The organism is Streptosporangium nondiastaticum (assembly GCF_003011965.1).
In the GTDB taxonomy this organism is placed as follows: Bacteria; Actinomycetota; Actinomycetes; order Streptomycetales; family Streptomycetaceae; genus Streptomyces; species Streptomyces nondiastaticus.
The window spans coordinates 1-24,902 of the sequence record NZ_PXWG01000096.1; the positions used below are offsets into that span (position 1 = coordinate 1).

29 protein-coding genes and 1 tRNA gene are annotated in these 24,902 nt (G+C 72.6%); 14 read left to right on the forward strand and 16 right to left on the reverse strand.

Annotation, left to right across the window (positions count from 1 at the left end; all coding sequences use genetic code 11):
- The 3 genes from B7P34_RS38865 to B7P34_RS25655 all read right to left on the reverse strand — a co-directional run.
- The coding region (locus tag B7P34_RS38865; protein ID WP_223268233.1) for a DUF6114 domain-containing protein at nucleotides 1-552 on the reverse strand (552 nt) is incomplete at its 3' end.
- Between the two features lies 1 nt (nucleotide 553).
- Nucleotides 554-1,174 (reverse strand): DUF6230 family protein, encoded by a 621-nt coding sequence (locus B7P34_RS25650; RefSeq protein ID WP_106680247.1) that lies wholly within the window; start codon nucleotides 1,172-1,174, stop codon nucleotides 554-556.
- A 250-nt stretch (nucleotides 1,175-1,424) separates the two neighbouring features.
- Complete coding sequence (locus B7P34_RS25655) at nucleotides 1,425-2,657, reverse strand: cytochrome P450 (protein ID WP_106680248.1); 1,233 nt, start codon at nucleotides 2,655-2,657, stop codon at nucleotides 1,425-1,427.
- Nucleotides 2,658-2,976: 319 nt separating this feature from the next.
- Between B7P34_RS25655 and B7P34_RS25660 the strand changes: the two genes are divergently transcribed.
- The 4 genes from B7P34_RS25660 (at nucleotide 2,977) to B7P34_RS25675 (ending at nucleotide 5,584) form a co-directional block, all read left to right on the forward strand.
- Complete coding sequence (locus B7P34_RS25660; RefSeq protein ID WP_106680250.1) at nucleotides 2,977-4,146, forward strand: steroid 3-ketoacyl-CoA thiolase; 1,170 nt, start codon at nucleotides 2,977-2,979, stop codon at nucleotides 4,144-4,146.
- 36 nt (nucleotides 4,147-4,182) lie between these two features.
- Nucleotides 4,183-4,440, forward strand: a complete 258-nt coding sequence (locus B7P34_RS25665) for a GNAT family N-acetyltransferase (protein WP_286157514.1) — start codon at nucleotides 4,183-4,185, stop codon at nucleotides 4,438-4,440.
- Between the two features lie 147 nt (nucleotides 4,441-4,587).
- On the forward strand, nucleotides 4,588-5,064 hold the full coding sequence (locus B7P34_RS25670) for a hypothetical protein (protein ID WP_106680255.1): 477 nt from the start codon (nucleotides 4,588-4,590) through the stop codon (nucleotides 5,062-5,064).
- 37 nt (nucleotides 5,065-5,101) lie between these two features.
- Entirely contained in the window at nucleotides 5,102-5,584 is a 483-nt protein-coding gene (locus B7P34_RS25675; protein ID WP_146166922.1) for a hypothetical protein, read from the forward strand.
- Here the strand turns inward: B7P34_RS25675 and B7P34_RS25680 are convergent.
- From B7P34_RS25680 to B7P34_RS25685, 3 genes are all read right to left on the reverse strand, one after another.
- Complete coding sequence (locus tag B7P34_RS25680; protein WP_106680259.1) at nucleotides 5,578-6,147, reverse strand: GntR family transcriptional regulator; 570 nt, start codon at nucleotides 6,145-6,147, stop codon at nucleotides 5,578-5,580. The two genes, B7P34_RS25675 and B7P34_RS25680, sit on opposite strands and share 7 nt — an antisense overlap.
- The gene (locus tag B7P34_RS39470) at nucleotides 6,144-6,272 is read right to left on the reverse strand and encodes a hypothetical protein (RefSeq protein ID WP_286157513.1); all 129 of its coding nucleotides are present in this window, start codon (nucleotides 6,270-6,272) and stop codon (nucleotides 6,144-6,146) included. Before B7P34_RS39470 ends, B7P34_RS25680 begins: the two co-directional genes overlap by 4 nt.
- A gap of 99 nt (nucleotides 6,273-6,371) precedes the next feature.
- On the reverse strand, nucleotides 6,372-6,824 hold the full coding sequence (locus B7P34_RS25685; RefSeq protein WP_106680296.1) for an NUDIX hydrolase: 453 nt from the start codon (nucleotides 6,822-6,824) through the stop codon (nucleotides 6,372-6,374).
- A gap of 28 nt (nucleotides 6,825-6,852) precedes the next feature.
- Here B7P34_RS25685 and B7P34_RS25690 point away from each other — a divergent pair, with 28 nt between their 5' ends.
- Together B7P34_RS25690 and B7P34_RS25695 are read left to right on the forward strand one after the other, a co-directional pair.
- The gene (locus B7P34_RS25690) at nucleotides 6,853-7,632 is read left to right on the forward strand and encodes a GntR family transcriptional regulator (protein ID WP_106680261.1); all 780 of its coding nucleotides are present in this window, start codon (nucleotides 6,853-6,855) and stop codon (nucleotides 7,630-7,632) included.
- A 118-nt stretch (nucleotides 7,633-7,750) separates the two neighbouring features.
- Entirely contained in the window at nucleotides 7,751-8,107 is a 357-nt protein-coding gene (locus B7P34_RS25695; RefSeq protein WP_146166923.1) for a hypothetical protein, read from the forward strand.
- A 3-nt stretch (nucleotides 8,108-8,110) separates the two neighbouring features.
- Here the strand turns inward: B7P34_RS25695 and B7P34_RS25700 are convergent, their stop codons facing one another.
- A complete protein-coding gene (locus tag B7P34_RS25700; protein WP_106680265.1) occupies nucleotides 8,111-8,464 on the reverse strand; it encodes a hypothetical protein in 354 nt (117 codons plus the stop codon).
- Between the two features lie 30 nt (nucleotides 8,465-8,494).
- Entirely contained in the window at nucleotides 8,495-10,603 is a 2,109-nt protein-coding gene (locus B7P34_RS25705) for an MDR family MFS transporter (protein WP_223268234.1), read from the reverse strand.
- Nucleotides 10,604-10,920: 317 nt separating this feature from the next.
- Between B7P34_RS25705 and B7P34_RS25710 the strand changes: the two genes are divergently transcribed.
- Nucleotides 10,921-11,601 carry an HAD-IA family hydrolase gene (locus B7P34_RS25710; RefSeq protein ID WP_106680269.1) on the forward strand — a complete coding sequence of 227 codons (681 nt, stop codon included), beginning with the start codon at nucleotides 10,921-10,923 and terminating at the stop codon, nucleotides 11,599-11,601.
- Nucleotides 11,602-11,747: 146 nt separating this feature from the next.
- On the opposite strand, the gene B7P34_RS25715 is transcribed toward B7P34_RS25710, so the two are convergent.
- Both B7P34_RS25715 and B7P34_RS25720 read right to left on the reverse strand, forming a co-directional pair.
- On the reverse strand, nucleotides 11,748-12,329 hold the full coding sequence (locus B7P34_RS25715) for a TMEM165/GDT1 family protein (protein ID WP_106680271.1): 582 nt from the start codon (nucleotides 12,327-12,329) through the stop codon (nucleotides 11,748-11,750).
- A 198-nt stretch (nucleotides 12,330-12,527) separates the two neighbouring features.
- Nucleotides 12,528-13,355, reverse strand: coding sequence for an ABC transporter permease (locus B7P34_RS25720; RefSeq protein ID WP_223268235.1), 828 nt, complete (start codon nucleotides 13,353-13,355; stop codon nucleotides 12,528-12,530).
- Nucleotides 13,356-13,584: 229 nt separating this feature from the next.
- Between B7P34_RS25720 and B7P34_RS25725 the strand changes: the two genes are divergently transcribed.
- From B7P34_RS25725 to B7P34_RS25735, 3 genes are all read left to right on the forward strand, one after another.
- Nucleotides 13,585-14,253 carry an HNH endonuclease family protein gene (locus tag B7P34_RS25725; RefSeq protein ID WP_106680273.1) on the forward strand — a complete coding sequence of 223 codons (669 nt, stop codon included), beginning with the start codon at nucleotides 13,585-13,587 and terminating at the stop codon, nucleotides 14,251-14,253.
- A gap of 283 nt (nucleotides 14,254-14,536) precedes the next feature.
- On the forward strand, nucleotides 14,537-15,016 hold the full coding sequence (locus B7P34_RS25730) for a DoxX family protein (protein WP_106680276.1): 480 nt from the start codon (nucleotides 14,537-14,539) through the stop codon (nucleotides 15,014-15,016).
- A 129-nt stretch (nucleotides 15,017-15,145) separates the two neighbouring features.
- A complete protein-coding gene (locus B7P34_RS25735) occupies nucleotides 15,146-15,769 on the forward strand; it encodes a DedA family protein (protein ID WP_106680277.1) in 624 nt (207 codons plus the stop codon).
- 176 nt (nucleotides 15,770-15,945) lie between these two features.
- On the opposite strand, the gene B7P34_RS25740 is transcribed toward B7P34_RS25735, so the two are convergent.
- Nucleotides 15,946-16,461 carry a DUF1990 family protein gene (locus B7P34_RS25740; RefSeq protein ID WP_106680279.1) on the reverse strand — a complete coding sequence of 172 codons (516 nt, stop codon included), beginning with the start codon at nucleotides 16,459-16,461 and terminating at the stop codon, nucleotides 15,946-15,948.
- 141 nt (nucleotides 16,462-16,602) lie between these two features.
- On the reverse strand, nucleotides 16,603-17,271 hold the full coding sequence (gene snpA / locus B7P34_RS25745; RefSeq protein ID WP_106680281.1) for a snapalysin: 669 nt from the start codon (nucleotides 17,269-17,271) through the stop codon (nucleotides 16,603-16,605).
- Nucleotides 17,272-17,479: 208 nt separating this feature from the next.
- On the opposite strand from snpA, the gene B7P34_RS25750 reads away from it, so the two are divergent.
- Nucleotides 17,480-18,439, forward strand: coding sequence for a LysR family transcriptional regulator (locus B7P34_RS25750; protein ID WP_106680283.1), 960 nt, complete (start codon nucleotides 17,480-17,482; stop codon nucleotides 18,437-18,439).
- Nucleotides 18,440-18,537: 98 nt separating this feature from the next.
- Here B7P34_RS25750 and B7P34_RS25755 read toward each other — a convergent pair.
- Nucleotides 18,538-18,609: transfer RNA gene (locus tag B7P34_RS25755), tRNA-Val, on the reverse strand.
- Nucleotides 18,610-18,829: 220 nt separating this feature from the next.
- On the opposite strand from B7P34_RS25755, the gene B7P34_RS25760 reads away from it, so the two are divergent.
- From B7P34_RS25760 to B7P34_RS25770, 3 genes are all read left to right on the forward strand, one after another.
- Nucleotides 18,830-19,600, forward strand: a complete 771-nt coding sequence (locus tag B7P34_RS25760; RefSeq protein ID WP_106680286.1) for a DUF4097 family beta strand repeat-containing protein — start codon at nucleotides 18,830-18,832, stop codon at nucleotides 19,598-19,600.
- Nucleotides 19,601-19,698: 98 nt separating this feature from the next.
- Entirely contained in the window at nucleotides 19,699-21,093 is a 1,395-nt protein-coding gene (locus B7P34_RS25765) for a hypothetical protein (protein ID WP_106680288.1), read from the forward strand.
- A gap of 323 nt (nucleotides 21,094-21,416) precedes the next feature.
- Complete coding sequence (locus tag B7P34_RS25770) at nucleotides 21,417-21,638, forward strand: FmdB family zinc ribbon protein (protein WP_106680290.1); 222 nt, start codon at nucleotides 21,417-21,419, stop codon at nucleotides 21,636-21,638.
- On the opposite strand, the gene B7P34_RS25775 is transcribed toward B7P34_RS25770, so the two are convergent.
- The 3 genes from B7P34_RS25775 to B7P34_RS25785 form a co-directional block, all read right to left on the reverse strand.
- Nucleotides 21,635-22,297 (reverse strand): O-methyltransferase, encoded by a 663-nt coding sequence (locus B7P34_RS25775; RefSeq protein ID WP_106680300.1) that lies wholly within the window; start codon nucleotides 22,295-22,297, stop codon nucleotides 21,635-21,637. The two genes, B7P34_RS25770 and B7P34_RS25775, sit on opposite strands and share 4 nt — an antisense overlap.
- Before the next feature lie 40 nt (nucleotides 22,298-22,337).
- Nucleotides 22,338-23,141, reverse strand: a complete 804-nt coding sequence (locus B7P34_RS25780) for an HAD family hydrolase (protein WP_106680292.1) — start codon at nucleotides 23,139-23,141, stop codon at nucleotides 22,338-22,340.
- A partial coding sequence (locus B7P34_RS25785) for a cysteine protease StiP domain-containing protein (RefSeq protein ID WP_106680294.1) occupies nucleotides 23,138-24,902 on the reverse strand: 1,765 nt, incomplete at its 5' end. The genes B7P34_RS25780 and B7P34_RS25785, both read right to left, overlap by 4 nt.

The window sequence follows — 24,902 nt, forward strand, 5'->3', positions numbered from 1 at the left end:
TGGGAGGTGGGGGTGGTGCGCGGGGGGAGCTTCGTGGGATCCGGGGGGCGCCACGTCGCGAGGCGCGGGGGACGGTGCCTGGCCGTCGCGAGGCGCGGGGGACGGTGCCTCGCCGGACGGCGCCACCGGCTGCCACGCGAAGACCATCCCCCCGCCGATCACGCCGAGGATCGTGCCGAAGAGGAACCCGCCGAGGTTCGACATCACCAGCGCCGCGGCCGCGATCATGACGGTCACCACCCCGGCGAGGGCCCGGTACTGCGGTGCGAACCACGCGCTCAGCCCCATCAGCACCATGATCAGGCCCATCAGGACCGAGGGGATGCCCGCGATGCCCTGGTGGAGCATGATCTTCAGCGGGGCGAGGGGGATGACGGAGATCTCCGTCCCGGCGAGCACGGTGGCGAGGCCGCCCCAGAAGGGCCGCGCCCTGCGCCACCGGCGCCACGCGGCCCACGGGTGGCGCCGGGGACGAGGACGTACGGCGGGCCCTGTGCCCGCGGGGCCCGCGGCGCCCGCCGCACCTGTCGTGCCTGCGGTGCCGTCCGCCACGTCAGAAGCACTCCTGCTTGCCCTTGGCGATGTTCATCCGCAGCCCGGCCAGCTTGAACGTGCCCGCGTTGGTCGCCCACGCGACCTGCCGGACCTTCTTCATGCTGACGTGGTCGGCCTGCTGGGCGAAGAGGTCCTGCAGGCCCTGCGCACCGTCCGGCCCCTTGTCGAGCGTGGAGGCGTCGCGGCCGATCTCGACGTTCTTGAACTCGGCGTCGCCGCCGAGCTGGGTGGCGTCGATGAAGAGGTTGCTGGCCCGGACCGGGGTGCCGCTGCCGCCCGCCGTCAGGGTGAGCGAGATGTCCCCGATGACGGGCAGGTGGGTGACCACGGACTGGCAGAGCTTCTGCAGCTCGGCCTCCTTGATCGCGGTGACCGCGACGGGCAGCAGGTCGCCGCGGGCGTTGGTGTCCACGCTGCCGTACTGCGCGAAGCCCTCGCCCTCCAGGCTGTCGGCCGAGACCTTGAACTCCTGCCCCGACACGGCGAACGAGGCCGCGAGGGCCCCTTCGGCCAGCGCCACGGCCAGGGCCGCCGTCGCCGCGAAGCCGGGCACGGCCAGGACGGCGAAGCGGCGCCACCTGACCCGTCCCGTGACCGGTCTGCCTTGCGCGTCGTTCATGCTGATCGTCCCCTCGGAGAGCCTCGGATCGGAGAGCCTCGGATGAGCGCTGCCGGACGGGCGGCCTCCGTGCGGCACGGGGCCGGTGATGTCACGGGCGTACGGCGTGACGGGCCTGCCCGGAAGGTGTACCCGAGAGTAAGTCCGTGACTGCCGGCGGACAAGGTCCCGGTACGGACTATTCCCGTACGGGCAAAGGAAATTGACGATCAGTCACATATCTGATCAGCGGCCGGCCGGAGGGCGGCGGCTACGCGTACCGCACCCGCATCTCCTTGATCCCGTTCAGCCACGCCGACCGCAGCCGCCGCGGCTCCGCGGCGAGCCGGATGCCCGGGAGGGCGTCGGCCACCGCGTGGAAGATGAGGTCGATCTCCAGCGCGGCCAGCGAACGGCCGAGGCAGAAGTGCGGCCCCCCGCCGCCGAAGCCGAGGTGGGGGTTGGGGTCGCGGGTGATGTCGAAGACCTCGGGGTCGTCGAAGACCTCGGGGTCGTGGTTGGCGGAGGCGTAGAAGAGCCCCACGCGCTGGCCGGCACGGATGCGGGCGCCGCCGAGTTCGGTGTCGCGCGTGGCGGTGCGCTGGAAGGAGACGACGGGCGTCGCCCAGCGGACGATCTCCTCCGCGGCGGTCGCGGGGCGCTCGCGCTTGTAGAGCTCCCACTGGCCGGGGTGGGTGAGGAACGCGTGCATGCCGTGGCTGATGGCGTTGCGCGTGGTCTCGTTGCCCGCGACGGCCAGCAGCAGCACGAAGAAGCCGAACTCGTCGGAGGCCAGATTGCCCTCGTCCTCGGCGGCGACCAGCCGGCTGACGATGTCCTTCGCCGGGCACTCCTTGCGCGCGGCGGCCAGGTTCATCGCGTACGAGATGAGCTCCGCCGCGGAGTGCGCGCCGACCTCCTCGGTGATGGCCAGCTCGGGATCGTCGTAGGCGATCATCTTGTTGGACCAGTCGAAGATGCGGGCCCGGTCCTCCTGCGGGACGCCGATGAGCTCGGCGATCGCCTGCAGGGGCAGCTCGCAGGCGATGTCGGTGACGAAGTCGCCGCTGCCGCGCTCCCGGGCCGCCGCGACGATCGCGCCGGCGCGCTCGCGCAGCGCCGTCCCCAGGGCCCGTATCGCGCGCGGGGTGAAGCCGCGCTGCACGATCTGGCGGACGCGGGTGTGCTCGGGCGGGTCCATGTTGAGCATGATGAGCCGCTGGACGTCGATCTGCTCGCGCGATATGTGCTCGTTGAAGCGGATGATCGCGGTGTTGCGGGAGGCGGAGTAGAGGTCGGGCCGGGTGGAGACCTCCTTCACGTCCGCGTGCCGGGTGACGGCCCAGTAGCCGTCGTCGTCGAAGCCCGCGACGCCGTGGGGCTGGGCGACCCACCACACGGGCGCGGTGCGGCGCAGCGCCGCGAACTCCGGGAGGGGGACGCGCTGGTGGTAGACGGCGGGGTCGGTGAGATCGAAGCCTTCGGGGAGCGCGGGAGCGGACATCGGTCCTCCAGGGGGCGTCGGCGGCGCGGCCCGGGCTCCGTGGAGGCCATGCCTGACGGGGCACGCGCCTGGCATGCCTGACGGGCGCGCATCCGACGCGCCTGACGGGCCATCAGATATGCACGCCCCGACGGTAGTGACGGGCCCGGCGGGCGGCAAGAGAGGGCGCGAGGCCATCTGTCGCGCGCCCGGCACGTGCGCGACCCTTGCGTACCGGGGGTAGCGCTCATAAGACTGCGAGCGGAAGAGCGGAACAAGAACGTGTTCTTGTTTGCCGGGGGCGCCGGGACGCCCAGCGGATGCCACGAGAGGACGAACCATGGCCGCGGAACCCGTCATCGTCGAAGCCGTACGGACCCCCATCGGCAAGCGCGGAGGCACGCTCGCCAACCTCCACCCCGCCTACCTGCTGGGCGAGACCTACCGTGAGGTCCTCGACCGCACCGGCATCCAGCCGGACTGCGTGGAGCAGATCGTCAGCGGCACCGTCACCCACGCCGGCGAGCAGTCGATGAACCCCGCGCGCACCGCGTGGCTGGCCATGGGCCTGCCCTACGAGACCGCGGCCACCACCGTCGACTGCCAGTGCGGCTCCTCGCAGCAGGCCAACCACCTCGTCGCCAACATGATCGCGGGCGGCGTCATCGACATCGGCATCGCGTGCGGCGTGGAGGCGATGTCCCGCGTCCCGCTCGGCAGCGCCTCCAAGCACGGGCCGGGCAAGCCGTTCCCCGACGAGTGGAGCGTCGACCTGCCCAACCAGTTCGAGGCCGCCGAGCGCATCGCCCGCAAGCGCGGCCTCACCCGCGAGCGGGTGGACGAACTCGGCCTCCTCTCCCAGCGGCGGGCCGCCCGCGCCTGGTCCGAGGAGCGCTTCAAGCGCGAGACCTTCGCCGTCCAGGTCCCCACGACCGAGGACGAGCAGAACGCCGGGCAGGGCATGTGGCGGCTCGTCGACCGCGACGAGGGATTACGCGACACGAGCGCCGAAGCCCTCGGCCGGCTCAAGCCCGTGATGCCGACCGCCGTCCACACCGCCGGCAACTCCTCCCAGATATCCGACGGCGCCTGCGCCCTGATGTGGGCCTCCAAGCGGATGGCCCGCGCGCTCAAGCTGCGCCCCCGGGCCCGCGTCGTCGCCCAGGCGCTCGTCGGGGCCGACCCGCACTTCCACCTCGACGGGACGATCGACGCGACGCGGGCCGTCCTCGGCAAGGCCGGCATGTCGCTCAACGACATCGACCTCGTGGAGATCAACGAGGCGTTCGCGTCGGTCGTCCTGTCCTGGACCCAGGTCTTCGAACAGGACCTCCAGAAGGTCAACGTCAACGGCGGCGCGATAGCCCTCGGCCACCCGGTCGGCGCGACGGGGGCCCGGCTGATCACGACCGCGCTGCACGAACTGGAACGGGCGGACAAGGAGTTCGCGCTGATCACGATGTGCGCGGGCGGGGCGCAGGCGACGGGGACGATCATCCAGCGGCTGTGACGCCCGCCATGCCCACGGGCGGCTGACCGGTACGCCCTGCTCGCCGGCCCGCCCGCCGAGCTGGACCTGATGTTCGTCGCCGACGAGGCCCGAGGCCGGGGCGTGGGACGCCGCCTCGCGGCCCACATGAAGGAGCGCGCCCGGGCCGCCGGGCTGGACGCCGTGCGCGTCGTCTCCCACCCGCCGTCCGAGGGCTTCTACCGGAGCGTGGGCGCGGTGCGGGTCGGGACGGTCCCGGCGGCGCTGCCGAAGATCACGTGGGAGCGGCCGGAGCTGGTGTTCGCGCTGGGGTGACGGGACGGCCCGAAATCCGCGCGACAGGGGCGCGGGGCGTTGCTTACTGTCAGGGCACCCGGCGGATCGTCGCCGACGGCCGACGCACGGCCGGGGGATGGCGTGTGCCCTTTCCTGAAACCATCCACCCGAAGGAGAGCCGGCGCCGTGGACATCGCCGTGCAGTGGGTCCGGGTGACCTGGACCAAACGGTCACGGGGCGCCGAGGCCGCCACGATCAGGAACGCGCTGCCCCTGGCGTTCGTGCTGCCGGACGCGCCGCCCCCGGCCGTCCACGAGGTCGTCATGAGCGAGCGCGAAGCCTTCGCCGCCCGGGAATCCCTGCGCTGCCCGGCCGAGACGGGCGTACGGCTACGGGAATCCGGCGGCCACCTGCTCGTCCGGCCGCCCGCCCTCTCGCTCCTCCAGGCCATCCCCCCGAGACGCCGCCGCCCGCCGGCGGTCCGGCTCGCCCCCGGAGAGTGGCTCCGCTGGCAGCTGAACCACCGCTGCAGCAGCGCGGCGGGCATGGCCGACTGGTTCTACGAACAGACCACCCTGAACATCGCCTACGGCCCCCACGCGCGCGACGTGTTCCTGGGCGCCCCTACGCGTCACGTCGACGAACGGGGTTACCTCCGCTGAGTGCGGAACTGAAAGTCCCGTCGATCATAATTTGTCAGTGCAAACACCTACGTCGGCCCCGGAATCCAGCCCTCGCCCGAAGCGCCGCAAGGCGAAGTGGCTCGTCGTCCCGGCGGCAGTGGCCCTGACCTGCCTGGCGTGCAGCGGCAAGGGCATCCTTGACGAGGGCATTCAAGAGAAGACGACGGCCTGCCCGAAGGCCATGTCGACCATCGGGTGGAAGCTCCCCGAAGGGGCGAGCGACCAGCACTGCGAGAAGCTCGACACCCTCGCGGGCAGCACCGTGTCAGGCACCTTCCGCATACCCCGCGCCCACGCCCGCCCCTGGCTCGCCGCACTCCCCGGAGAGCGCAATCGGCCGGTGGAGGGGGCGGGGACCGATGGAGTGGTGGAACGGCGGGAAGGACTCTCCCTGACCGTCCTCAAGCCGCCGAAGGGCCCGGCTGACGAGGTGAGAATCACCGCGCTTTGGGAAGGCAACGACACGGCAGTCGTCACCTTCCAGACGTTCGACTACTGAGGACGCCCCGGCGGGCCTTGGCTGCCGAACTCGTACTCCAGCACGTACGACGCCGCGTCCAGCGTCATCTCGTTGACCTCGACGGCCCGGCCGCCTTCGGCGAACGCCGTGCGGCAGATCAGGATGACGGGAGTGCCGGACGCCGGCCCGAGCCGGCCGGCCTCGTCGGCCGACGGCATGCGACAACGGATCTCCTCGCGGAAGTGCACGGGCTTGGCCCCGAGTTCCGCCAGGCGCGCGTAGACGCCACCCGGGCCGGTGTCGACTTCCAATACCGGGGAGCCGACCACGAGGCCGGCGGGGAGGTACGACGTGGAGAGCAGGACCGGTCGGCCGTCGAGGACGAAGCGTCGGCTCCGTACGCAGACGGCGCTCTCCGGAACCAGCCCCAGGGCCGCGGCCACATGCGCCGGTGCCGGCTGCTCCGTGACCTCGATGCGGTCCACCATGAGGTCGCGGTCCTCGGAATCCGCCGACCAGATGGACCGGCCGGCGGCCCAGGTGGCTTCCGTCAGCCGCTGGATGCTCTTCCGCCGAATGGGCTGGAACGACTGCCCCGTCATGCTGGTTGCATACCGTCGAGGCGTTCCAGAAAGGTCACCGTCCGGGACGCCAGCGGGTCGAAGGCCTTCGCGGCGTCCGCGTCGCGCAGCGTGAAGCGGACGACCAAGCCGAATCCTGGGGACATGGCCTTCTCCTCCTGGGTGGGTTCCCTGTACGGGCTACCCACCAAGTGGACGCCTTATGGTTCGTGGCCTGGTACTGAGCGAGAGCGTAGGCCGGTTGACTACGCCGGTATCAACCGCCGGCCGTCGTGGATCCGCACGTGTGGGGCGTCGTCACTGAGGGCATCCAGCAAGCGGACTGCGTACGCTTCCGTCATCGCTGCGGTCACCTCCTCCGGCGCCATCCAGGAGACGGCGACGGACTCGTCGGAGGTGCGTTCGCTGCCGCCGACGGGAGCGCAGCGGAAGACAAGCGCGACGATGCCGCGTGCCATGTTCTTGTAGACGCCGGTCAGTCGCTGCACCTCAACCTCGATGCCCGTCTCCTCCAGCACCTCCCGGCGGGCACCGGCCGCCGGCGACTCCGCGATCTCCAGCACGCCGCCGGGCAGCTCCCAGCGCCCGTTGTCGGCCCTCCGGATGACAAGAACACGCCCGTCCTCGCGAACGACGGCTCCTGCGACCGAGACGGAATGGAGTGGTGCGGACCTGCGAGACTGGGCTGCCGTACTCATGTGGACGAGGATAGAAGGGCAGAGATCCATGGGTAGCGAGGCCCTTCGGCACTCGGGGAAGCCCCGGTATCTGCAGATCGCAGATGACCTCGCCGATCAGATCCGCTCAGGCGTATTGGCTCCCGGCGTCAAGGTCCCCAGCGAGTCCGAAGTGATGGGGCGCTACGGAGTCTCACAGGGCACGGTACGCAAGGCCGTAGCTGAACTGCGTACGGCGGGGCTGGTGGAGACCCATCACGGACGAGGCTCATACGTGAGGAGTTTGCCTCCGGTGAGAAGGAAGTCCTCTGACCGGTTCCGTCGCTCTCATCGCAAGGCGGGCAAGGCCGCCTATCTGGTCGAAACTGAGGGGGCTGGGCACACACCTGGCGTTCACGTGCTTTATGTGGGGCCCATGGATGCTCCGACGGACATCGCCGATCACCTGGGCGTTGCCGAGGGAAGCAAGCTGTTGGCGCGCCGTCGTCGATACTTCGTTGACGGCGTACCAACAGAGGAAGCAACGTCGTATCTGCCCTGGTCGATTGCCGAGGCTGTTCCTGAATTGCTGAGAGACAATCCTGGTGGAGGCGGCATTTACGCCCGGCTGGAGGAGCACGGGCACCACCTCGCCGAGTATGTCGAGACAGTTCGAGCCCGGTTGGCCACCAAGCAGGAGACGACCGCACTGCAGCTCAGCCCCGGCGCTCCTGTGATCCACCTCGTCCGCGCCGCAGTAACCGACGAGGGCAACGTCGTGGAGGTCTGTGACACGGTCATGGCTGCGGACCGGTTCGTACTCGACTACCGCATCCCTGCATGCGACTGAGGCGTCAGCGATGCTTCGCCATTCCCCCTGAAGAGTAAGCAGGTTGACTTGTCCCAGCGGCGCGGGCAGCCTGTGTCGCAACTCATATACATGAGTGCATGAGTTGAGGAGGGGATCAATGACGTATCGAGTGGGCGCGTACGTGGTGGACACCAGTGAGGACAAGGTCGCCCAGGTGATCGGGCACCGGGGTTCCCGGGTGCAGGTGCGTGCTCCGGGCGGCGGGGCCGAGTGGGAGGTGCACACGTCCGTGCTGCGGCTGGCCATGAGCCAGGAGCGGGAGGCGGTCCGCGCCCTGGCCAACAGCGACGGGGCCGCGCCGCAGCGGAGAGGCTGTGCACAGTGCGCAGAGCTGGAGGCGGCCTGGCGCGCAGCGTGCGCGGCGACCGGGGAGCGGACCACCACGACCGGTTGGGCCCTGAGCCGGTTCCGCAACCACTGGCGGCTGGACCACGTCGGAGCGTCGGGCGCGTAACCATCAAGCCGTCGCCGCGCGCGCCTCCGTGAGGATCGCCGAGAGCTCGTCCATGGCCGCGCGCCACGCCGGGTCGTCGCGGTCGAGGGTCTGGACCTCCCGTTCGGCGGCGCGGCGCCGGGTCAGAAGGTCAGGGCGGCGTTCGATCTCGGCCTCGCCCGCCCAGATGGTCATCCAGCCCCGGACCGGGCCGAGGCTGCCGTGGCGGGCCGCGAGCTGGAAGACCTCATTCTTCTGGCGGTCCATCTCGTCCAGCCGGTGCGGGGCGAGCCGGGCGAGAGCCGACCGCAGTGCGTCCGGGGTGCGCTCCGGACGGGGCAGGAGTTCGCTCGCCAAAGCCTGTTCGCCCTCGGTCATGCGGACGAGGATAGGGGCGAGCGGCCGCCCTCATGCACCCCCCGCACCCCCCTTCCCCCGGTCTCGCCACGCCTCATGATCCCGCCGGGGCAGCCCCTCGCTGTCGTGCGGTTGTTCCGCGTCCGATCCGCACAGTTCGGTGTTGAGTTCGCGGACGAGGGCGTCGAGGTCTGTGGGGCGGTCGGGGGTCCACCAGTCGCCGAGGAGGTCGGCGAGGGATGCCTCGCGGGCCTGGAAGAGGAGTCCGGCGACGCGGCGGCCTTCGTCCGTGGGGACGAGGGGGAGGCCCTCGCGGCGAGCTAGGCCGCGGACCTCCAGCTGGATGGCGGCCTCGGTGACGGCGCGCAGGGGGATGTCGGCGCGCTCGGCGAGGAGGGACGGCTCGACGGAGCCGTAGCGGTTCATGCGCAGGAGCATCCAGCTGGCCGCGGGCCGCAGGTCGAGCCCGGCCCGCTCCGTGATCACCTCGTAGATCTTCTTGCGGCCCTCGCGGCTGCCGAGGAGGGACAGCGCGCGGGCGACCTCGTCGTGGGAGGAGCGTTCGACGGGGTTGCTGGAGACGACCTCGCTCGCGTCGGGGGCGGTGACGCTGCCGCGCAGGGGTTCTTCCTTGAGGAACCAGGCGAGGGCGAAGGCGACGAGCGCGGGGGGCACGGCGTAGAGGAAGACGTCGGTGATCGAGTCGGAGTAGGCGGCGAGGACGCGCGCCCGTTCCCCCGGCGGCAGGGCGGAGACGGCGCGCGGGTCGGCCTGGAGCCGGTCCGCGCTGACGCCGGGCGGCAGCTTCGCGCCGGCGAGGGCGTCGGCGATGCGCGGCCCGAGCATGTTGGTGAAGATCGTGCCGAAGATGGAGACGCCGAAGGAGGCGCCGATGGAGCGGAAGAAGGTGGCTCCGGAGGTGGCGACGCCGAGGTCGCGGTAGGCGACGGCGTTCTGCACGATCAGGACGAGGACCTGCATGACGAGGCCGAGCCCGAAGCCGAAGACGAAGAAGTAGCCGCTCATCTCGGCGGTGCTGCTGGCCGGGTCGAGCTGGTGCAGCAGGAGCAGGCCGACGGTCATGACGGCGGTGCCGGCGATGGGGAAGGCCTTGTAGTGGCCGGTGCGGCTGACGATCTGGCCGGAGCCGGTCGAGGCGATGAGCAGCCCGGCCACCATCGGCAGCATGTGCACGCCGGACAGCGTCGGCGAGACGCCCTGCACGACCTGCAGGAACGTCGGCAGGTACGTCATCGACCCGAACATCGCGAAGCCGACGACGAAGCCGATCACCGAGCAGAGCGAGAAGGTGTGGATGCGGAAGAGGCCGAGCGGCAGCACGGGCTCCGCGGCGCGCCGCTCCACGGTCACGAACGGCACGAGCAGCAGCACGCCCAGCACTCCGAGGCCGATGATCTGCCAGGACGTCCAGGGGTACGTGACGCCGCCGAGCGAGGTCATCAGCACGAGGCAGGTGGCGACGGCGGCGATGAGGAACGTGCCGAGGTAGTCGATGCGGTGCGGGGTGCGGCGGACCGGGATGTGCAGGACGGCGGCGATGGTGAAGAGGGCCACGACGCCGATGGGGAGGTTGATGTAGAAGACCCAGCGCCAGCTGAGGTGGTCCACGAACAGGCCGCCGAGCAGCGGGCCGAGGACGCTCGTACCGCCGAAGACCGCGCCGAAGAGGCCCTGGTAGCGGCCGCGGTCGCGGGGCGGGACGATGTCGCCGACGATCGCCATCGACAGCACCATGAGCCCGCCGCCGCCGAGGCCCTGGAGGGCGCGGAAGGCGATGAGCTCGCCCATGTTCTGGGCGATGCCGCACAGCACGGAGCCGAGCAGGAAGATGACGATGGCCGTCTGGAAGAGCTTCTTGCGCCCGTACTGGTCGCCGAGCTTGCCCCAGAGCGGGGTCGCGGCGGTGGAGGCGAGCATGTACGCGGTGACGACCCAGGAGAGGTGTTCGAGGCCGCCGAGGTCGCTGACGATCGTGGGCAGCGCGGTGGAGACGATCGTCTGGTCCAGGGCGGCGAGCAGCATGCCGAGCAGCAGTGCCCCGATCGCCACGAGGACGGCGCGCCGGGGCTGTCCCTCGCCGGGTACGGAGGCGGGCTCGGGCGCTGCGGCCACGGAGGGGCCAGGGGTGTCGTCCGCCATGGGCGCTCCCGGGTCTCCTGGGGTCTCGCGGGGCCCCGCCGGGTCTCCTGGACGGCGGGGCCCTTCCATCGTGGTCCCGATCGGCGCGTCCGGCCCGCCGGGGTAGGCCATTGGCAGCGCGGGGGGAGCGGGCGCGAGGCCCACCGCGAGGCCCAAAGGGTACGGCGGGGAGGTCCTGCGGGGGCCGGCCCGTCGGCACGGGTTGGCATGAAAGGCCCGACTTTTTGTATCGTGGGGAAACAAAGTGGTTCCGCCCGTATTCCCTGACCGGCGGGCGGGACCGCTTGTCTCCCTCCCGCGCGCCCTGGAGTCCGCCGATGCAGGCCAACGCCCCCGCCGTCACGACCACGCTGACCGCCCGCGCCCTGCTCCTGGACATGGACGGCACCATCGTCAACTCCGACGCCGTCGTGGAGCGCTGCTGGCGCGGCTGGGCCGCCGAGCACGGGCTCGACGGCGACGCGGTGATGAAGGTCGTCCACGGCCGCCAGGGCTACGCCACGATGGCCGTGCTGCTCCCCGAGCGCCCGATGGAGCAGAACCACGCCGACAACCGCCGGATGCTCGCGGCCGAGACCGCCGACGTCGACGGCGTCGTGCCGGTCGCCGGCGCCCCCGCCTTCATGGCGGCCCTCGCCGCCCTCCCGCACGCCCTGGTCACCTCCGCGGACCGCGCCCTGGCCGAGGCCCGCATGGGCGCGGCGGACCTGCCCATGCCGGAGGTCCGCGTGACCGCGGAGTCCGTCGGCGCGAGCAAGCCGGACCCGGAGGGCTTCCTCAAGGGCGCCGCCGCGCTCGGCTTCGAGCCCGCCGACTGCATCGTCTTCGAGGACTCGGAGGCGGGCATCGCCGCCGGCCGGGCGGCGGGCATGCGCGTCATCGGCGTCGGCCCCCGCGCGGCCGCCCACGCGCCGGACGTGGCCGTCGCGGACCTGACGCAGGTCCGGGTCGAGGCGACGGCGGACGGCGCGATCACGCTGTACATAGCCGACCGCTGAGCCGGGCCCGCCCCCGCCGGGGCGCCTGCCCGGCCGGGGGCGCCGCTGCCGCCGGAAAAGCCCGCCGCGACGGCGCGACACCCCCGCGGCGAGGGCCCGGCGGAAAGAGCAGGCCCCGTGGCCGCCACGGCCCGCCGACCCGGTGATCAGCCGGATACCGCCTCGTACAGGCTGAAGCCCGCCAGTCCCAGCATCACGACCGCCGCCACCCTGGTGACGACCGCCAGCGGTACGTACTTCATCAGCGTGCGCCCGCCGACGATGCCCAGGCCCGCGACGGCCCACAGGGCCAGGACCGCGCCGAGGCCGACCGAGAGCGGATCGTCGTAGCGGGCGGCGAGGTTGGCGGTCATGATCTGGGTGAGGTCGCCGAACTCGGCGACGAGGATCAGCATGAAGCCCGCCCCGGACACCTTCCAGAAGGACTGGTCGGCGGGCTTGCGGATCTCCTCGTCGTCCTCGTCCTTCTTGAAGAGGAGCATGGCCGCGCCGGCGAGGAAGAGCAGGCCGACGACGCACTGGACGAGGCGGTGCGGCAGCAGCGACAGGACGCTGCCGGCGGCGATGGCGAGCGCGACGTGCACGGCGAAGGCGGCGGCGACACCGGCGAAGACGTAGCTCGCGCGGTAGCGGGTGCCGAGCATGAGGCCGGCCAGGGCGGTCTTGTCCGGCAGTTCGGCGAGGAAGACGACGCCGAACGTCAGGGCGGCGACGGTGAAGCTGAACACGTGGTGGGTCCCTCAGTCGGTCGGGTGCTGCCGCACCGAGGGGACCTGCACGCTTCCGCACGTTTCAGGGGTCGCTTCGGCACGGCAGCGTCATGGACACTGCGGCCGAAGGTCTCGCTGGCCGGCCCGTACGGGACGGGCGGCCTCCGGGCGCCGGCCGAGGCGAGCTCGGCAGTATGTCGACGGTCCGGCGAAGAGCTACTCCCCTTCTGCTCCCCTCAGGGTACGCGACGCCCGCCGTTTCCCTCCCCCGGCGCCGTCCGCCCGGTGCAGCCGCCCCCGCGCCACCAGCTCCAGCACCACCGCGACCGCCACCACCTGCACCGCCATCAGCGCGACCAGCACGAACAACTGCACCGCGGCGGCCGGCAGCAGCGACGCCCCGCCCAGCAGCATGCCGACGAACGCCCCCGGAAGTGTGACGAGCCCCACCGTGCGGGTCTGGTCCAGCCCCGGCAGGAGGGCGTCGGACGCGGCCGGGCGGGCGATCTCCAGCCGGGCGTCGCGGTCGAGCATGCCGAGCGCCAGGCCGGCCTCCACCTCGCCGCGGCGCGTGCGGAGCTCGTCCAGGGCGCGCCGGCCGGCCAGGGCCGTCGCGGTCAGGGCACCGCCGATGAGGATGCCCGCGACGGGGACGAGGGCGATGCCGTCGACCGGCACGAGGCCGGTGAGCACCAGCAGCACGAGGACCGGCAGCACGGCCGCGCCGATGGGCAGGGCCGCCCACCACCACGTGCGGTTGCCGGTGATCCGGCGCCCGGCGGTGCGCACGGCCACGGCGTACATCAGGGCGACGAAGCACAGCAGCAGCGGCAGGGCCCGCACCACCCAGCCGATCAGCGCCGAGACCGCGGCGAGTTGGACGGCGGCGCGCACCCCGGCGACCGCGACGGGCCGCGCCCAGCCGCGGCCGCGCGCGTCGGCGAGGCGGGCGGCCGCGGCGATCGCCACGGCGGCGGCGAGGAGGACGGCGAGCACCACGGCGAGGGTGGCGTTGACGGGCAGCAGCACTGCGGCGGCGAGCACGCGGCCCACCCTAGGCGGGCCGAACGACCGGTTACCGGCGGTCGCATGGCGGCGTGTCAGGAAATGCCGGGACGCTGAGCCGATCGGGTTCAACGTCACGTGAATTGCCCCTTGCCTTGTCATGATCGCGTCGTCACCCTGTTACCTGGCGACCACCCCCCGGAAACCGGACGCCGCGATCCTGGCCGTTCCCGACGGCCCAAGACCCCCCACTCCACAGGGAGTTCCCATGCCCGCACTGCGCACCCGTCCCGCCGCGCGCCGTCTCTACGCGCGTCGCACCGCCGCGGCGAGCGGCCTCGCGGCCCTCGTCGGCTCGCTCGTCCTGGGCGGCGGCACGGCCCACGCCGCCCCGCCCACCCCGCCGGACGCCGCCACCGTGCGCGGCTACCTCACGGAGCTGAAGGTCAGCCCCGAGGGCTCCATGGACGGCTACAGCCGGGCGAAGTTCCCGCACTGGGCCACCCAGTCCGGGGAGTGCAACACCCGCGAGGTCGTCCTCAAGCGCGACGGCGAGAACGTGCAGCAGGACGCCAAGTGCGCCGCCGTCTCCGGCACCTGGGTCTCCCCCTACGACGGCGCCACCTGGCACGACGCCCAGGACATCGACATCGACCACATAGTGCCGCTGGCCCAGGCCTGGCGCTCGGGCGCCAACGCCTGGACCACCGAGCAGCGCAAGGCGTTCGCCAACGACCTCACCCGGCCGCAGCTGATCGCCGTGACCGACCGCGTCAACCAGGAGAAGGGCGACAAGGACCCGGCGCAGTGGATGCCGCCGCTGAACTCCTACGCGTGCACTTACGCGCGCATGTGGGTCACGGTCAAGCACTACTACAAGCTGACGGTCGACTCCGCGGAGAAGGACAAGCTCGCCGCCGTCCTCAAGGGCTGCTGAGCCGGGACCGCGCGGCGGTACGACCAGCACGAACAGTACGAGCGGTACGAGCGGTACGAGCGGTACGAACAGAGCGCCCGGGGCGGGCCGGATCCACATCCGGCCCGCCCCGCCGCATTCCCGCCCCGGCCCCCGCGTTCCCGCCCGCCGTATTCCCGTCGGGTTCCGAGATTGCCGGTATGTGAAAAAGTCGATCCATCGGTCCTTGAACTTGCAAGCATCGATTAGGGGTACCTAACCTGGGGGACCTCATCGTTCCTGTCCCCGATACGAGGAGCCCCTCATGCCCCCCACGCCCGCCACCGCCTCCCCCTCGGCCCCCGCGAGAACCGGAGCCGCCGCGGCCCCCGCCCTCACGGAGCGCCTGGACGCGGCCCGCCCGTACGTCCTGTCCGGCTTCCGGGTCGTGATCGGCCTGCTCTTCGCCTGCCACGGCATCGCCTCGCTCTTCGGCGTGCTCGGCGGCGCGGCCGGCACCCACGGCGGCACCGTCGAGACCGGCCTCTGGCCGTTCTGGTACGCGGCCGTCATCCAGGCCGTCGGCGGCATCCTCGTGCTGCTCGGCGTGGGCACCCGCAGCGCGGCCCTGATCGCGTCCGGCTCCATGGCGTACGCGTACTTCGACATGCACCAGAGCGGGGCGCTGTGGCCGATCCAGAACGGCGGCGAGGTCCCCGTCCTGTTCTGCTGGGGCTTCCTGCTGCTCGTCTTCACCGGCCCGGGCGCACTGTCCCTGGACCGGCTCTTCTCCCGCCGCGGGTGATCTGCGCCATTTTCACCTCCCCCGCTCACATGTCACACGCGCCCCAGGCGTACGCTGTGCGGTTGTGAAGGCCGCCCCTGCCGCTCCCCTGCGACGTCGCGGCGGGGGACCGTACCGGGAGATCAGGACGTGCTGGAGCAGTTGGGGGCGTTGGCCGAAACCCCATGGATCTACGTGATCGTCAGCATCTCCGTACTCCTGGACGTCTTCCTCCCCGTGCTCCCCAGCGGGGTCCTGGTGATCACCGCGGCGACCACCGCCGCGGGCACCGCGGCCGACGCGGTCGGTGACGCGGCCCGCGGCCACGCCGGCTTTCCCCAGATGCTCGCGCTGGTCATGTGTGCCGCGACGGCGTCCGTCCTCGGCGACATGGTCGCCTACCGGCTCGCCTGGCGCGGCGGCGACCGCTTCGACCGGGCCATCGCCCGCTCGCGGCGGCTGACCGCCGCCCAGGAGAAGCTCGGCACGGCGCTGCTGCGCGGCGGCGGCCCCCTGGTGGTCGTCGCCCGCTTCGCGCCCGCCGGGCGCTCGGTGGTCAGCCTCGGCGCGGGCGTGATGCACCGCCGTGTGGCCGAGTTCCTCCCCTGGTCCGCCCTGGCCGGCCTGACCTGGGCCGCGTACAGCGTGAGCCTGGGCTACTTCGGCGGCCAGTGGCTCGGCGCGGGCTGGATCGGCACGGCCGTCTCCTTCCTCGCCCTGTTCGCCGCGGGCGCGGGCGCGGCGTACGTCGTGAAGCGGCCGCGAGAGGCGTAGCGCCGTTCCGGTCGCCCCGATCGCCCCCATCGCGGCAGCCGCTCGTTCCGCCACCACCGCAGCCGCACGTTCCAGCAGGGCCCGGTACCGCAACGACCGTACGTCCGGTCGGCGAGTGGCGGACACCCGCACGCCGCACCCGCACGACAATTGGTACGGACCAATACCCTTCCCGGCTACGCCGCCAGGCGGGCCAGCACCCGCGCGCAGTGCCGCGCGTACCTCCGCTGGAAGGCCGGCACCAAGGGCCCCGCGGCCCGCGTGAACCAGCGCGCCGGCCGGCTGAACGCCGTCACGGCCAGGCGCACGTCCTCCGCCCCGTCGAGGGTGACGACGAAGGACTCCTCCCCGCACTCGGGATGGCCCGGCAGCGTGCCGTAGGCGAAGCCCGCGCGGCGCTCCTCCCGTACGGTCCAGACGACCGCGCACGTCCCGGCGGCGCGCAGCGGGCCGAGGCCCAGGGAGACGTCCACGGTGACGCCGGGGGCGGCCGGGAGGGTGCCGGCGGGGACGCGGATGCCGGCCGCGCGGTGCAGGCGCCAGGAGAGGACCGCGTCGGCCGCCGCCTCGAAGACGGGCCGGCCGCGGCCGACGTACCCGGTCTCGTGGAGGTGGTGGTAGCCGGCGGGCAGCGGGAAGCGGGCGGTGGCGCCGGCCTCCGGATAGGTGAGGCCAGGGGGCACGTGTGTCATCTGTTCCAGTATGCGGCCGCGCGGCGCGACGGGCCGCGACGGGCGTTGGAGACGGCGGCGGGCATGGAGACGGGCGGCGGCCCGGCTCCGCGAGGGAACCGGGCCGCCGGACGGGCCGGCCTGCTCAGCAGGCCTCCGGGCTCACCGAACCGTGGTGAACACTCCCTTGTCGTCCTTCTTGAACGCCGACAGGCCGTTGGCCCACAGCTGGTTGACCCTGCTGATCTCGGCGCTGTTGGGGCGGGTGTTCTGGCAGGACGTGCCGGGGCCGCCGCCGGACATCAGCTCGCTGCACGGACCCGAGTAGTGGTCCGGCAGGCCGAGCACGTGGCCGGTCTCGTGCGCGGTGACGCGGGTGGAGTTGTACTGCTGGTTCTGCCGGTAGTCGAGGAAGACGTAGCCGCGGCCGTGGCCGTCGGTGCTCGCGTAGGAGCCGCGGGAGTCGTTGCCCTCGTAGTAGGCGAAGTCGGCGTTGCTGCCCGCACGCAGCTGGACGTTGCGCACGGAGCTGTTCCAGATCTGCGCGCTGGCGGCTATCTGGGAGGCGAAGCTGGGCGCTCTGCTGGCGTCGTAGGTGACCGTGACGGCCCGCAGGCCCGGCGACTTCGCGGCCTTGGCCTGCGCCGACTTCATCACCGCGTCGAAGAACGCCTTGTTGTTCGCCTCTTCGGCCGCCGAGCCGGCGTACGACGACTGCACGGTCTGCGATCCCGTGACCGCCGGGGCGGCCGCCGAGGCGGGAACCGCCGTCATGGCCGCCGCGAGCCCGAGGCCGATCGCCGCCGACAGCACCATCGTGGAGCGTTTCATGTGGGGGACTCCATTCGTGCCGAGGACGTCCGGGACGGCTGGTGGGTGTGCCGTCCGGATGTCCGTCGGGTGAACTGCTGGTCCCCGAGAGTCTGTGACGAGTTATCAGCGATACGGATGATGCCAACTGGCCATAACACCAGCCAATCACCTACCCTGCCCCGCCATGTGCCTGGTGTGACGTGCGGGGCGCAGTTATGCTCCCCCCGTGGAGCTCGAGGTCAGGCACCTCCGCGCGCTTTGCGCCATTGCGGATGCGGGAAGCGTGCGGAAGGCCGCGCTGCAGCTGGGCATGACCCAGCCCTCGCTCACCACACAGCTCCGCCGCATCGAAGGAGCCGTCGGCGGCCTGCTGTTCACCCGCGGCCAGACCGGCAGCCGCCCCACGCCCCTGGGCCACTCCGTGCTCTCCCGCGCCCGGCCCATCATCGCCGAGATGAGCGCGCTCATGGCGGCCGCCCGGGACGCCGCCGCGGGCGCGGGCGGAGCCCGGCTGCGGCTCGGCAGCCTCGGCGGGCGCGTCGTCACGGGCTGGCTGCGCCGCCTCCACGCCCGGCTGCCCGACACCGACGTCGCCATCCACATAGAGGTCTCCGCAGGGACGTTGCTGCAACTGCTCGCGACCAACCAGCTCGACGCCGCCTTCGTCCACGAGACCGAGGGCTTCCCCCTGCACATACCGCCGGGCGTCGAGCAGCGCGTCCTCATGACCCGCGAGCCGCGGTTCGTCGCCCTGTCCGTCACGCACCCGGCGGCCGCCCACCCCGTGGTCGGGATCGCCGAACTCGCCGACGACGCCTGGATCGTGGACCCGGCCGCCGACCACGAGTGGTCCGCCCTGCAGCGGGCCTTCACCACCGCCGGCATCGATCCGCGCCTGGTGCACGTGCGCGACACCACCACGGCCGCGGACCTCGTCGCCTCGGGCGAAGCCGTACGGGCCTGCCAGCCCACCGCGGAGGCCGGCCCGGGAACGGTCCTCCGCCCCCTCTACGGCGACCCTCTCACCGTCGGACTCTCCCTCGCCACCCGCCCGGGCGCGCTCTCCGTCCCCGAAACCGACGCCCTCTTCTGCGACTTGGCCGACGCCTATCGGTCCCTCGCCTACGCCAACCCGACGTACCGGTCGTGGCTCCACAGGAACGGCGGCATGCTGCCCTCGCCATGATCGGACCCGCCCGGACCCGCCCGAGCGCCTCCCCCGGCCTCCGCCCGGAAACGCAGGAGCCCCGCACCGATCCCGGTGCGGGGCTCCTGCCGATCCTGTGGGCACAGACGGATTCGAACCGCCGACATCTGCTTTGTAAGAGCAGCGCTCTACCGCTGAGCTATGCGCCCTGGCACGAGGTGACAGCCTACATCGACCTGCCCGGGTCCCCGCAAACGCAGGGCCGCGGCCCCCGTGCGGGGGTTATCCCCACCCCCGGTCCGGTAGCAGGCTTCACCCCCTTTTCGGTAGTGGGCTTCATCGCACCTCACCATGATCCACTCCTACGCTGATCCCGTACGCAGCGCCTCTGCCGCACCTCACCGAACCACCCTCACCCCCGGAGACCCGATGAAGCCCCGCACCCGTTCCGCCGCCCTCCGTATCCCGCTCGTCACGGTCGGTGTGCTGGTCGCCGGAGCCGTGCTGACCGGCTGCGGGAGCGCCGACGCCGACGAGGCCACCCCGGAGCACAAGGCGTTCGCCCTGGCCGGGAAGGAGCTCACCGTCGAGTCCGACAACTCCGCGCTGGAGCTCGTGCCCGCCGACGTCAAGGACGTCCGGGTCACGCGCTGGTTCTCCGGATGGACCCTGGGCGGGACGGCGAAGGTCACCTGGGAGATGGACGGCTCCGTGCTCAAGCTCAAGGAGAAGTGCTCCGGGCTGAGCGTGGACTGCGAGTCCCGACACAAGATCGAGGTGCCGCGCGGCGTGAAGGTGACCGTCAAGAACGACAACGGCGCGGTCAAGGCCCGCGGCTTCGACACCGACCTCGACGTCCGCTCCGGCAACGGCGCCGTCCGCGTCGACGACAGCAGCGGCTCCCTGCGCCTCCACAGCTCCAACGGCACCCTCACCACCACCGGCGTCACCTCCCGCCAGGTCAAGGCCGACACCGACAACGGAGCCGTCCAGCTCTCCTTCGGCCGCGTCCCCGACCGCGTCGACGCCGGAAGCGACAACGGCAGCATCACCGTCGGCCTGCCCCGCGCCCCCTACAAGGCCGAGGGGCGCAGCAACAACGGCAGGGTGCGCGTCGACGTCCCGCGCGACGACAACAGCGCCCACGTCGTCACCGCCCACAGCAACAACGGCGAAGTGAAGATCCGCCTCGCGGACTGACGGGTGAACCGGACGGGTGAACTAACCGTCCCGTGTGTTCGTCCTTACCGGGTGGGAGAATGGCATCCGGCCAGGGGCGATCCATCGGGAGAGGGCACGTGACGGCGACCTTCGCACAGTCCGCACGACCGGCACACCGCCGTTTCCGGGCTGCGGGCGCCCGCGCCGCCGCCGCCCGCGACGCCCTCACCCTCGTCCTCCTGCCGCTCCCCCTGCTCGCCGCGGCCCTCGCCGCTACGCCCGCGGCCTTCGCCGGCGGCGGCACGCGCCGCTGGGGCCGGGGCCGCGGCGAAAGCCAGCGGGCCGACGCCCAGGCCGCGAAGGACGCCGCCGCAGCCGCCTTCTACGAGCTCGACACCGCCCAGCGCGAGCTGCGGATCTCCATCGAGACGATCACCGCCGTCGACTCCTCCCCCGCCGCCCGCAAGGCCGCCGCCGACTTCGCCGCCTTCGGACAGCGCATCGACGAGGTCTCGCACGCCTACATCACCGCCGTCGACTCCCACGACCTCGACCGCGACGACCTCGACGCCGGCGCCGCCGCCCGCGCCCGCACCGACCTCACCAAGGCCAAGGACGAGCTGCTCCGCGCCAAGGCCGACCTGGAGCGGTTCGGGCAGGGCCTCGGCCCGCTCCTCAGCACCGCCGAGGAACAGCTCTCCCGCCTCGCACCCGCCGTCGAACGCGCCCGCCAAGGCCTCCTCGCCGCCACCGTCGCGCTCGACGCCGTCCGGGAGGCGGGCCTGCGGGCCGACGGCCTCGCCGCGCGGCTCGCCGCGCTCTCCCCCGAGCTCACCAAGCTCAACCAGGGCGCCGGGCAGCACGGCGTGCCGGACACGCTTCGGCGCGCGGAAAGAGTCCTGCAGGAGGCCGGAGCCGTACGGGCCGAGGCGGAGGGGCTGCCGGCCAAGGTCGCTGAGATCGACAAGCGGCTGGTGTCCCTGCGGACGCGCGCCCAGGCCCTGACCACCCGCGCCGCCGGCGTCGCCCCCGTCCTCAGCGAGCTGCGCCGCCGCTACAGCGCCGCCTGCTGGCAGGACCTCCAGCAAGTGCCCGAAGAAGCGCAGCTGGCCGTCGCCCGGGCCGAGGAGAAGCTCGCCGAGGCGCGGCGGGCGCGCGACGAGCAGCGGTGGCCCGACGCCCAGGCCCTGCTGTCGACCGTACGGGCCGTGCTGAGCACCACCGACGAGTCCGTCTCCGCCGCGGCCGACCGGCTCCGGCGGCTGGACGAGGTGTCCTTCGACCACCAGCGGGAAGTCGAACGCACGCGCTTCGCGATCCGCGACGCGCAGCGGCTCGCCATGGCGGGGCGCAGCACGCCCGACCCGCGGCACGCGGGGCCGCTGGACGCGGCGGTGGAGCGGCTGGAGCGGGCGGTGGCCGGGCTGGAGGGGCGGCATCCGGACTGGTGGCACTTCCTCATGGAGACGGAGGCCGTCCGGGGTTCTGTTTCCCGGGTCGTTCAGGAGATCCGGGCGGCTGCGGCGGGGTGAGGCCGTCGGTGGCTGCGGGTGTGCGGGTGCGGGTGCGGGTGCGTGGGGGTGCCGGTGGCGGGGGCTCCGGGGTGGGGGTCCGGGGCCGTATATTTACGGGCCCGTTGCCGCAGAAGCCAAGGGTGCCCCGGTATTGGGCCCACAAATACACGTCAGCGCCCCGGACCCCCACCCCTGCGCCCCCGCCACCTCCCACCGTCGCCGGCAGCCGCGCCCCGTCGTAGACCCCGCTCCCTCCCGCCGTCGTCCGGCAACCGCACTCCGTCGTAGGCCCCCGCCGTCGTCCGCTGCCTGTCCGGCGGCAGGCTGACTATGCTGCCCGCATGCCTCGTTACGAATACCGTTGCCGTGCTTGTGGGGACACCTTCGAGCTGAGCCGGCCCATGGCCGAGTCGTCCGCGCCCGCGACCTGCCCCGTGGGGCACGAGGACACGGTGAAGCTGCTGTCCGCCGTCGCCGTCACGGGTGGGTCCGGGTCCTCCGGTGCCCCTGCGCCGCAGGGCGGGGGCGGCGGAGGATGCTGCGGGGGCGGGTGCTGCTCCTAGCCCGCCCTGCGTGCCAGGGTCAGACCGTCCGCCACCGTCAGCATGACCGACTCCATGCGCTTGTCGGCCGCCACGTGCGTGTTGAACTCCCGTACGTGCGCGCCCGCGGGGTGGTTCTCCGGGTCGAGGACCGAGCCCATCATCAGGGTGTTGTCGGCGACGATCAGCCCGCCGGGGCGGAGCCGCGGGACGAGCTCCTCCCAGTAGTTGACGTAGTTGTCCTTGTCGGCGTCGAGGAACGCCAGGTCGATGTGGGGTTCGGCGGGCATGGCCCGCAGGGAGTCCAGGGCGGGCGCGATGCGCAGGTCGATCCGGCCGTCGACGCCGGCCTGCTCCCAGGCCTGCCGGGCGTAGGCGGTCCACTCCTCGGAGATGTCCAGGGCGACGAGCCGGCCGCCCTCGGGGAGCGCCTGCGCCATGGCGAGCGCGGACAGGCCGGTGAACGTGCCGACCTCCACGACGTGCCGGGCCCCGGTCAGCCGTACGAGGAACGCCAGCAGCGGCACCTGCTCCTCGGCGATCTGCTTGACGGCGTGCGCGGGGAGAGCCCGCTGGGTGGTCTCGACCAGGCCGCGCTGCACGGGGTCGAGGGGAGGGTTGTGGGCGAGCACGTACGCGTACAACTCGGGTGTGAGCGCGGTGCCTTTGAACTCGGTCACGGGTTCCTCCTCGACGGCGTGCACAAGGCCGCGAACGAGCCTACGCCGCCGCGTCCGCGAAAGCCCGCAGGATCTCCTCGCCCGCGGCCACGCCCCGTGCCTCCAGGGCGGTGACGTGCGGGGCGGACCAGCCGGTGTCGGCGAGCTCGCCGTGGCCGGGCCGCCAGCCGCGGTCGGCGGCGAGCAGCAGGTCGGCGTCGAGGAGCGAGTCGCCTGCGGCGAGCACCTCGGAGGCGCCGGCGCGCCGCGCGACCTCCGCGACCGCGGCGCTCTTGGTGAGCGGGCGCGGCACGGCGTAGAGCTTGCGGCCCTGCAGGGACACGCTCCAGCCGCGGGCGCCGGCCCACTCGGCGAGCTCCGCGACCCAGCCGCCGGGCAGCTTCGCCCGCTCCACGACGAGGTAGGCGAAGAGGTCCTCGGCGGTGCGCTCCTTGAGCAGCCAGTCCGGGTCCGAGGCCCGTACGAGGTGCTCGCGCACCTCGGCGAGCGGCGCGCACCCGGCGGCGATCCGCCGCTCCACGCCGGCCCGCCAGGAGCGGTCGGACTCGCCGTCGACGAGGAGCTCGCCGCCGTTGGCGCAGATCGCGTACGCGGGCGGGGGGCCGGGCAGCCGGATCCGCCCGTACTGCTCGCGCGTCCGGGTGGTCGTGGGCACGACGGGCACGGCGGCGGCCAGCCCGGCGTACGCGGCGGCCGCCGTCTCGGTCATGTACGAGAGCGGCTTGCGGTCGTAGACCTCGACGCACAGCAGCCGCGGGGCCTGCGCGTCGGGCCCGGCGAGGCCGAGCGCCGCGGTCGAGTAGATGAGCGTGCGGTCGAGGTCGCTGGCGACGAGGAGGGTCACTTCGCGACCGCCTTGCCGTCGGCGCCGGTCGCGCCGCGGGTGTACCGGGGGTGGATCAGGCCGACGCAGCTGTACGGCAGGCCGTCCACCTCCTCCACGGGCACGCCTCGCTGCTCCGCCAGCAGGCGCACGTGGTTCAGGTCCGCTCCGGCCCCGCGCTGGGCGAGGATCTTCCAGGGGACGCGGCGCAGCAGCACGCGGGTGGTCTCCCCCACGCCCGGCTTGACGAGGTTCACGTCGTGGATGCCGTACTCCTCGCTGATCCGCTCGACGGCGTCCCAGCCGGCCCAGGTGGGCGTGCGGTCGGCGCCGGCGAACTCCTTGGCGTCCCGCCGCACGTCCGCCTCCACCGCGCCGAAGCGGGCGGTGACGGCGTCGACGAAGGCGCGGGACACGTCGGCGCCGGCCAGCTCGCGGTAGAACTTGGCGCCGTGGAAGTCGTCCGGGCCGACGAGGTCGGAGCGCAGGACGGTGCGGGAGACCAGGCCGGAGACGGTGGAGTTGAGGCAGGCGGACGGGATGAGGAAGTCGTCCCGGGTGCCGAAGGTCTCCACGCAGTGACCGGGGTCGGCGAGGACGGCGATCCGCGGGTCGAAGCCGGGGAACTCCTCCAGTGCCGCCGCCAGTTCGCGGGTGATGGCGCCCTTGCCGGTCCACCCGTCCACGAAGACGACGTCCGCCGGATCGTGGTGCGCGGCGAGCCAGCGCAGGGCGACGGGGTCGATGCCCCGGCCTCGGACGATGGAGACGGCGTAGTGCGGCAGGTCCAGCCCGTGCGCGTACCGGGCCCAGCGGCGCATCAGCACGCCCACGGGCGTCCCGGCCCGGGCCAGCGAGACGAGGACGGGCCGGGGGGACCGCTCGGCGAGCACGGTCTCGGTGACGGCGCCGACGGCGCGGGCGATCCGGTCCGCCGAGGCGTCGAGAGCGGCCGTGTAGAGGGCCTGGTACTGCTCGCTGGGCTGGTACTCGACGGGCAGCGACTCGGCGTAGTGCGCGCCGCCGCTCTGGATCGCCTCCTCGCGCTCCTCGGTAGGGGCCTCCAGCTCGACGCCGGACAGATCCTGGAGGAGCCAGCCGACGTCCTCGGGGTCGTAGGAGGAGAAGGCGGGACCGCGGAGGGGTTCGGGCATGGGACTCTCAGGTGCGTAGGAAGGGATGACGGCGAGCAGGATCTCGTCGGCGTGAGCGCCGAGTACGTCCAGCAGGCCGCCGGGGGCGTGGAGTTCGGGCGTGTCGCCCGCCGAGTCCACGACGGCGATGATCGTGTCGAAGCCGGCGCCGGCGACGTTGTACGCGTAGCGGTCGCCCGGGCCGTCGGCGGGGTTGTCGTGCGCCGGGAAGGTGATCCGCGATCGGATCGCGTAGCCCGGGTCGTCGACGGGCAGCACCGGCGACCGGGTGGTCGTCGAGAAGCGGACAGAGGCCGTATCTCCCAGAGATGCCTCCAGTGCCTGCGCGATGCGCAGGGGCGCGTACATCAACTCCTCGGTGCCGAGGACGAGGATGCGCCGCGGGGGTTGCGCACCACCGTCGTCCGCAGGCCGGGGTGTGCCCACCCGTGCCGCCCCAGCGGCACGATTGCCCACAACCAGACCGGCAATCTCCGGGAGAGCCGCTTCCAGCCGCGCCCTGTGCTCCGGGGTGAAGCCGTGGCGGCCGCCGTCGGGCAGGCCGTCCGGCCACGGAAGGTCGATACGGGAGGGGGCGGGGGCGCAGGGGTGGGGGTCCGGGGCGCTGACGTGTATTTGTGGGCCCAAT